This is a genomic window from uncultured Veillonella sp., assembly GCF_963543145.1.
Lineage (GTDB): Bacteria > Bacillota > Negativicutes > Veillonellales > Veillonellaceae > Veillonella.
Genome location: NZ_CAUTZP010000012.1, coordinates 59,544 through 68,661 on the forward strand (window position 1 = coordinate 59,544; position 9,118 = coordinate 68,661).

Annotated in this window: 3 protein-coding genes; all 3 read left to right on the forward strand. The window is 41.9% G+C overall.

Annotated features, from left to right (window positions below; all coding sequences use genetic code 11):
• Window positions 1–27: 27 nt before the first annotated feature.
• Window positions 28–4,182 (forward strand): DNA-directed RNA polymerase subunit beta, encoded by a 4,155-nt coding sequence (gene rpoB / locus RWZ05_RS06620; RefSeq protein ID WP_314643065.1) that lies wholly within the window; start codon window positions 28–30, stop codon window positions 4,180–4,182.
• Window positions 4,183–4,211: 29 nt separating this feature from the next.
• Window positions 4,212–8,414 carry a DNA-directed RNA polymerase subunit beta' gene (gene rpoC / locus RWZ05_RS06625; protein ID WP_314643066.1) on the forward strand — a complete coding sequence of 1,401 codons (4,203 nt, stop codon included), beginning with the start codon at window positions 4,212–4,214 and terminating at the stop codon, window positions 8,412–8,414.
• Window positions 8,415–8,813: 399 nt separating this feature from the next.
• Window positions 8,814–9,059, forward strand: a complete 246-nt coding sequence (locus RWZ05_RS06630; protein ID WP_314643067.1) for a ribosomal L7Ae/L30e/S12e/Gadd45 family protein — start codon at window positions 8,814–8,816, stop codon at window positions 9,057–9,059.
• Window positions 9,060–9,118: the final 59 nt, after the last annotated feature.

Consider the following 9,118-nt stretch of genomic DNA (forward strand, 5'->3'; position numbering starts at 1 on the left):
TGTGTTTTGATAGGGGTGAAAGCAAATATGTTCAAACCTGAACAGGTAGGCAAACGAACTCGTTATACGTATGCTAAAATTAACGAAGTTATCAAGATGCCGCATTTATTGGACATTCAGCGTAAATCGTATGAGTGGTTCTTGGAGAGTGGTTTACAAAATATTTTCAACGATATTTCTCCGATTAAAGACAATTCAGGTAATCTAGTACTTTCTTTCGAAGGTTTCAGCTTAGGTGAACCTAAGTATGATATTAATGAATGTAAAAATCGTGATGCTACTTACGCAGCACCACTTCGTGTAAATATTCGCTTAGTAAATAATGATCCAGAAAATATGGACATTAAAGAGCAAGAAGTATTCATGGGCGACTTCCCATTGATGACTGACACAGGTACTTTTATCATCAATGGCGCAGAACGTGTTATCGTATCCCAATTGGTACGTTCTCCAGGTGTTTATTACAATAAAGAAATCGATACAATGGGTAACCGCTTGTATGATTCCACAGTTATTCCTAACCGTGGCGCATGGATTGAGCTTGAAACTGATGCAAGTGAAGTTGTGGCTGTTCGTATTGACCGTAACCGTAAATTACCAGCTACTGTATTAGTGCGTGCATTAGGATGGGATACTAATGAAAGCATCCTTGACCTCTTCTGGAATGGTAAAACTGATGAAGATGGTTTGCCAGTATATGATGAACGCATCGTTCGTACATTAGAAAAAGATACAACTCAATCTGCTGATGAAGCATTGGTTGAAATCTATAAGAAATTGCGTCCAGGTGAGCCTCCTACTGTAGAGTCTGCTCGTAACTTGTTTGATAATTTGTTCTTCGATGCACGCCGTTATGACTTGGCGCGCGTTGGTCGTTATAAACTGAACAAAAAACTTGGCTGGCGTCAACGTATGTTGCGTCACACATTGGCTCAACCTATCGTAGATCCTGAAACTGGGGAAGTAATCCTTGATGCAGGCGTACAAGTTGGGGAAGAACAACTTGATATCGTAGCAAATAGCCATGTATTCGATGGCGAAGGCTTTGCTGAATTTTACATCGTAAATAACGATGGTGTAGAGTCCAAAGTTATTTGTAATAACTGTAACTTGCCATTCGATCACCGCACAGTAACTCGCGAAGACATGATTGCTAACATCTCTTACTTGCTCAACCTTATGGATGGTGCAGGTCATACAGATGATATCGACCACTTGGGTAACCGTCGTCTTCGTTGCGTAGGTGAATTGTTGCAAAACCAATTCCGTATTGGTTTGACTCGCATGGAACGTGTTGTTCGTGAACGTATGACAATTCAAGAAATCGAATCTATCACGCCGCAAGCGTTGATTAACATTCGTCCCGTAGTGGCAGCAATCAAAGAATTCTTTGGTTCCTCCCAGTTGTCCCAGTTCATGGACCAAACAAACCCATTAGCAGAATTGACTCACAAACGTCGTCTATCTGCCCTTGGTCCTGGCGGTTTATCTCGTGAGCGTGCAGGCTTCGAAGTTCGTGACGTGCATCATTCTCACTATGGCCGTATGTGTCCTATTGAAACTCCAGAGGGTCCAAACATCGGTTTGATCAACTCCTTATCTAACTATGCGAAAGTAAACGAATTCGGTTTCATTGAAGCTCCATATCGTAAAGTAGAAAAAATTTACGGTACAGGTGAGGATGCTGACAAGGTGATTAAAGTACGTGTAACTGATTCTGTAGCTTACATGACTGCAGATGAAGAAGAAGGTATGACAATCGCCCAAGCGAACTCCCCACTTGATGCTGAAGGTTACTTTACTAATGAACATGTTGCATGTCGTCGTGGTCATGACGTATTAGAGGTTACACCTGATAAGGTTGACTACATGGACGTTAGTCCTAAAGAAGTTGTATCCATCGGTACAGCTATGATTCCATTCCTTGAAAATGATGATGCTAACCGTGCCTTGATGGGTGCGAACATGCAACGTCAGGCGGTACCACTCTTGCGCGCGCAAGCTCCACTTGTTGGTACAGGGATGGAATATACAGCAGCTACTGACTCCGGCGTTTGCGTACTCGCTCGTGAAGCTGGTAAAGTTGTACGTTGTTGGGGTAATGAAATCCACGTACTTCGCGATAGCGATGGTCGTGTTGATACATACCGTTTGAACAAATTCCTTCGTTCTAACCAATCCACATGCTTTAACCAAAAACCAATCGTTAATCGTGGTGACCATGTTGTAAAAGGCCAAGTATTGGCTGACGGTCCTGCTACTGATGGTGGTGAATTGGCGTTAGGTTATAACGTTCTTGTAGCGTTCATGCCTTGGGAAGGTTATAACTACGAGGATGCTATCTTGCTTAGTGAAGAACTTTGCAAAGAAGATATCTATACATCCATTCATATTGAAGAATACGAATGTGATGCACGCGACACTAAATTAGGCGCTGAAGAAATTACTCGCGAGTTACCTAATACTGGTGATGACACACTTAAAAACCTTGATGAAGATGGTATCATCTGCATTGGTGCAGAAGTACACCCTGGCGATATCCTCGTAGGTAAAGCGACACCAAAAGGTGAAACTGAGCTTACTCCAGAGGAACGTTTATTGCGTGCTATCTTTGGCGACAAAGAACGTGAAGTTCGCGACACATCCTTGCGCGTACCTCATGGGGAATCTGGTAAAGTTGTAGACGTTAAAGTCTTCACTCGTGAAAACGGCGACGAATTACAACCGGGTGTAAATAAACTTGTTCGCGTATATATCGCTCAAAAACGTAAGATTCATGAAGGCGATAAAATGGCGGGCCGTCATGGTAACAAAGGTGTCGTTTCTCGCGTTATGAGAAAAGAAGATATGCCATTCCTTCCTGATGGTACTCCAGTACAAATCGTATTGAACCCATTGGGCGTACCTTCTCGTATGAACATCGGTCAGGTTCTTGAAACTCACTTGGGTTGGGCTGTTCAAGGTTTAGGTATGAAAATCAAAGCTACAGACCTTCATATCCAAAATGTATTGAAAGAAGCACGTACTGATGCATCTTATTGGGAGCAAATTGAAGCTATTCGCGGCTTATATGCTGAAATTGAAGAATTAGAAGCAAAAGCTAAAGATGATGTGACAGTTCCTCATTTTGATATTGATGAAAAAATCATTGACTTAAAATCTCAAATTCTTGGTCATGTAGAATCTGCAGCACAAAAGAAACTTGAAGCGCTTGGCGGTGAAGCTCGTTATCAAGAACTTAAAGCTATTGAAGCTAAATATAATGCGCTACATGTAGAATTCTTTGACTCTGAAGAAGACGCTCCTGAAATGGATCCAGCTCTTGTAGAAGAATTAGAAGCCATTAATAAAGTTAAAACTACATTGAACCATATTGAGTCTGCTCGTGCTAAACGTGTTGAAATTCGTCATGAACTCGAAGGTCTTGGTTACGACTATGAAACATATGGCATGCCAAAACCAGATGTAGCAGGTATTCATATTGCTACACCTGTATTTGATGGTGCGCACGAAAAAGACGTATTTGAAACATTAGGCATTGCTGGTCGATCCGATGATGGTAAAACAGTATTGTACGATGGTCGTACTGGTGAACCAATGGATAACCGTGTAACTGTTGGTTATGTATACATGCTTAAACTCCATCACTTAGTTGATGATAAAATCCATGCTCGTTCCACAGGTCCGTACTCCCTTGTTACACAACAACCATTGGGCGGTAAAGCTCAGTTCGGTGGTCAACGTTTCGGGGAAATGGAAGTTTGGGCTCTCGAAGCATATGGCGCAGCTTATACGCTTCAAGAGCTATTAACTGTTAAGTCTGACGACGTTGTTGGTCGTGTGAAAGCATACGAAAAAATCGTCAAAGGCGAAAACATCCCTGAACCAGGTGTACCTGAGTCCTTCAAGGTATTGCTCAAAGAACTTCAAAGTATTGGTCTTGATGTAAAAATCTTGAATGAAGATCAAGAAGAAGTTGTTATGAAAGAACTTGATGACGAAGATGAAGTGGTAGAAACTGGTATTGAAGAAGTTATGGAAGGCAGTGCAGTAGAAACTGATGAAGTAACTGTAGTAGAACCAGAAGTAGAGGAAGAAGCACCAGCTGACAACGGCGGTGAAGACGATATCCTTAGCCAATTGGCGTTCCCAATGGGCGACTCCTCTAACGATGAAGACTAAAACTATCTATAAGGAAGGGAGCGATAGTAGTGCTAGACGTAAATGAATTCGATTCCATGCGAATCGGTTTAGCCTCTCCAGAGCAGATCTTAGCTTGGTCTCATGGGGAAGTTAAGAAACCTGAAACTATTAACTACCGTACGTTGAAGCCAGAACGTGATGGTCTATTCTGCGAACGCATTTTTGGACCAACAAAAGACTGGGAATGTCACTGCGGCAAATATAAACGCATTCGCCATAAAGGCGTAGTCTGCGACAAATGTGGTGTAGAGGTTACACGTGCGAAAGTACGTCGTGAACGTATGGGTCATATTGAATTGGCCACTCCTGTATCTCACATTTGGTACTTCAAAGGTATCCCATCCCGTATGGGCCTTATCCTTGACGTATCTCCACGTTCCTTGGAACGCGTATTATACTTTGCTTCCTACATCGTAGTAGATCCAGCTGGTACTCCATTGGCAAAGCGTCAATTGTTGTCCGAGCAAGAATACCGCGAATATGAGGCTCAATTTAACGAAGATGGTTATACTATCGGTGGTAAATCCGTCGTAATCGAAACAGTAGCTCAACGCAATGAACGTTTAGCTATTGTTCGTGAAGCACAACGCAAAGAGCGCTATAATGCTGCTCTTCGCGATGATGCAACAATCCCAGAAGCTGATAAAGAATACGAAGAATTGACTCGTGAAGAGCGTTATGAATTAGGCGCTGCTGAAGAGGTTCTCTTCGCATGTATCGACATGGGTGCTGAGGCTGTAAAAGCTCTCTTAGCAGAACTTGATCTTGAAGCATTGAATGCTGAATTGCGTGAAGAGTTGAACACTGCTAGTGGTCAACGCAAAATTCGTGCGGTTCGTCGCTTAGAAGTAGTAGAAGCATTCCGCCAATCTGGCAATCGCCCAGAATGGATGATTATGGACATCGTTCCAGTGATCCCACCTGAATTGCGCCCAATGGTTCAATTAGATGGTGGTCGTTTCGCTACATCTGACCTCAATGATTTATACCGTCGTGTTATCAACCGTAACAACCGTTTGAAACGTTTGTTAGACTTAGGCGCTCCTGATATTATCGTGCGCAACGAAAAACGTATGCTTCAAGAAGCTGTTGACGCATTGATCGATAATGGTCGTCGCGGTCGTCCTGTAACAGGTCCTGGTAACCGTCCGTTGAAATCCTTGTCCGATATGCTTAAAGGTAAACAAGGTCGTTTCCGTCAAAACTTGCTCGGTAAACGTGTTGACTACTCTGGTCGTTCCGTTATCGTAGTAGGTCCTGAACTTAAAATGCACCAATGTGGTTTGCCTAAAGAAATGGCATTGGAATTGTTCAAGCCTTTCGTTATGAAACGTTTGGTAGAACGCGGCCAAGCATCCAATATCAAGGCTGCTAAACGCCAAGTTGAAAGAATAGGCCCTGGCGTATGGGAATCCTTGGAAGAGGTAATTAAAGAACATCCAGTTCTCTTGAACCGTGCCCCTACATTGCATAGACTCGGTATTCAAGCCTTCGAACCAATTCTTTGGGAAGGACGTGCTATCAAGTTGCACCCATTAGTATGTACAGCCTTCAACGCCGACTTTGACGGTGACCAAATGGCGTGTCACTTACCATTGTCTGTAGAAGCACAAGCAGAAGCTCGTACATTGATGCTTTCTAGCCACAATATCTTGTCTACTAAAGACGGTAAACCAGTAGCGGTACCTTCTCAAGATATGATCTTGGGTACATACTACTTAACAGTTGTACGTGAAGACACTCGTGATAAAGCGAAAACATTTGCTACTTATGACGAAGTAATGCTTGCATATGAATCTCATATCATTGGCTTACAAGATATTCTTTATATCCGTTTACCTGACCACGGTCGTGTAGAAACAACTGCAGGTCGCTTGATCTTCAATAATGCTCTATTCCCAGAATTATGGCAATATGAAAAACGTGAAGATGGCACTTACTCTTTAGGTAAGGTTATGGATAAGAAAACGGTTGGTAAATTGGTTGACCAATGCTTCCAATTGTTTGGCAATGAAAAAACTGCAGAACTCTTGGACCGTATTAAATCCTTGGGTTACTCTTTCGCACGTCGCGCAGGTATGACTGTAGCTATTGCAGATATTAAAGTACCAGAAGTAAAAACTGGTTTATTAGACACTGCGGAACAAGAAGTAGAAAAAGTATCTCGCTTGTATCGCCGTGGTCTTATTACAGAAGAAGAACGTTACCGTAAAACTATTCAATTGTGGACTCAAGCAACAGAAGATGTTACTGATGCCATGATGGATAATATGGCGCGCGATAAAGATGGCTTCAACCCTGTTTACATGATGGCTATCTCTGGTGCCCGTGGTAACAAACAACAGATCCGTCAGCTTGCTGGTATGCGTGGTTTGATGGCTGATCCATCTGGTCGTATCATCGACTTGCCAATCAAAGCAAACTTTAAAGAAGGCTTGACTGTATTGGATTACTTTACATCCTCTCATGGTGCTCGTAAAGGTTTGGCCGATACAGCGCTTCGTACAGCTGACTCCGGTTACTTGACTCGTCGTCTTGTTGACGTATCTCAAGACGTTATCGTTCGTGAGGACGATTGTGATGTTGTAGGTATCGATCTCGTTCGTGAACGCGCTCGTTTGGCTACATCTCCGCGTCAAGCTTTGGAATTGTTGAAAGACAAACTCATTGGTCGTGTTCTAGATAAAGATGTAGTGAACGTAGAAACAGGCGAGCTTGTTGTTCCTGCTGAAACTATCTTAGACGAACAATGCTTGGCAGATATCGCAGAATCCGGTGTAACATCTATTGCATTGCGTGGTGCGCACCTAGGCTCTGATAGTGATATCAACCATACTAATTTGGTTCAAAAAATTATTCTTGGTGAAAGCGATGATAGCATCCGTGCAACATTAAAAGAAACTATGGTTCAAAATATGTTGAACAAGGATACTGTACATGCTATCGTTGACAGCGAAGGCGTAGAAATTTTCCCTGCTGATACACGCCTCACTGAAGAAGGTATCGAAGCGATTCTTAACTCTGATGTAAAAGAAGTACAAGTACGCAATAATGAAATCCATGGTATTGAAGTGGAAGCAATCGTTGAAGGTACTGGTGTTATTGAGCCGTTGAAAGATCGTATCGTAGGCCGTATTGCAGCTGAAGAATTAGTTAATAAGGAAACTGGCGAAGTTATCGTTCCTCTTAACGGTGAAATCACAGAACCATTGGCTGATGAAGTTGTAAAACACTATGAAACTGTTAAAATCCGTTCTGTATTGACTTGCCGCAGCCCATATGGTGTATGTCGCAAATGTTATGGTCGCGATTTAGGTACTGGTAACCAAGTTCAAGTTGGTGAAGCGGTAGGTATTATTGCGGCGCAATCCATCGGTGAACCTGGTACACAGTTAACAATGCGTACATTCCATACTGGTGGTGTCGCAGGTGACGATATTACACAAGGTTTGCCACGTGTCGAAGAGTTGTTCGAAGCACGTAAACCAAAACGTAATGCCATCATTGCAGAAAACGAAGGTACAGTTCGCGTTGTACCTAACGAAGGTAAGAAAGGTACAAATACAATCTTCATTACTGGTGAAGACGGTATTGAACTTGATTACCTCATCCCTTATGGTTCTCGCATTATCGTTAAAGACGGTGATGTTGTATCCTTGGGCGCTCGTTTGACTGAAGGTTCTATCAACCCTCACGATATTATGCGCGTAATGGGTACAGAAGCAACTCAACGTTACCTTGTATACGAAGTACAAAAAGTATATAAATCTCAAGGTGTAGAAATTAACGATAAACATATCGAAGTTATCGTACGTCAAATGCTTCATAAAGTTAAAATTGAAACAGCTGGCGATGCAGATATGCTTCCAGGGGATATGGTCGACGTTAATACCTTTGATGAAGAAAACCGTCGTCTTACTCTTAATGGTCGTGAAACTGCTACAGGTAAACGCACATTATTGGGTATTACGAAAGCCGCTTTGGCAACGGATTCCTTCTTGTCCGCTGCGTCTTTCCAAGAAACAACACGTGTTCTTACCGACGCTGCTATCAAAGGCAAAATTGATCCATTATTGGGCTTAAAAGAAAATGTAATTATCGGTAAATTGATTCCTGCAGGTACTGGAATGAGCCGTTACCGCAAAATTGAGGTTGTGAAAAACACACCTGAAATCATCGATATTACTGAAGAAACAACTGTAGAAGAATAATCTATAGGGATATAAAATAGAGCGTGCCTTAGGGTGCGCTCTTTTTATATATAATTGCTATTTACTTATAATGGTTGTACTTAAAAAAGATACATAAAATTTTTGTTACTTATACTTGTTCTATATCAATTACGCATACATAAAATGTGATTAACACACATAATATTAATATTGTGCATAAAAATAAGTTAAAAACATAAAATACTGTATAAAAATTAGAAATAGATTTATATGATTAAGTGTTATGAAACGCACGGAAACGTGTACATATAAAATGCAGTTGTATAGCGGTGTTGTCCCATGAAAAACGTTTGACAATGACCAGTGTAATTGATATACTTACAGAGTGCTCAGGGGCAAGTATGCCTAAGTAGCATAATTTCGTAAGGAGAATTTACTATGGACATTGCCCATCTGAAGTCGATGAACAAAACAATCGGTGCTAAGCAAACGTTGAAAAACATTGCAAAAGGAACTGTGAAGTATGTGTTTGTAGGGCGCGATAGTGATGAATGTGTAGTTGAACCCATACGAAACGCTTGTGAAGCACAGGGGATACCTGTGAATGATAAGCACACCATGGATGACCTCGGTCGTGCGTGTCGCATTAAAGTGCGGGCCACAGCGGTAGGCATCCTACGCTAATCTTGGTAATATCCGATGTAACACTTTGTTATGACGGATCAATTATAAATCTCAAATTT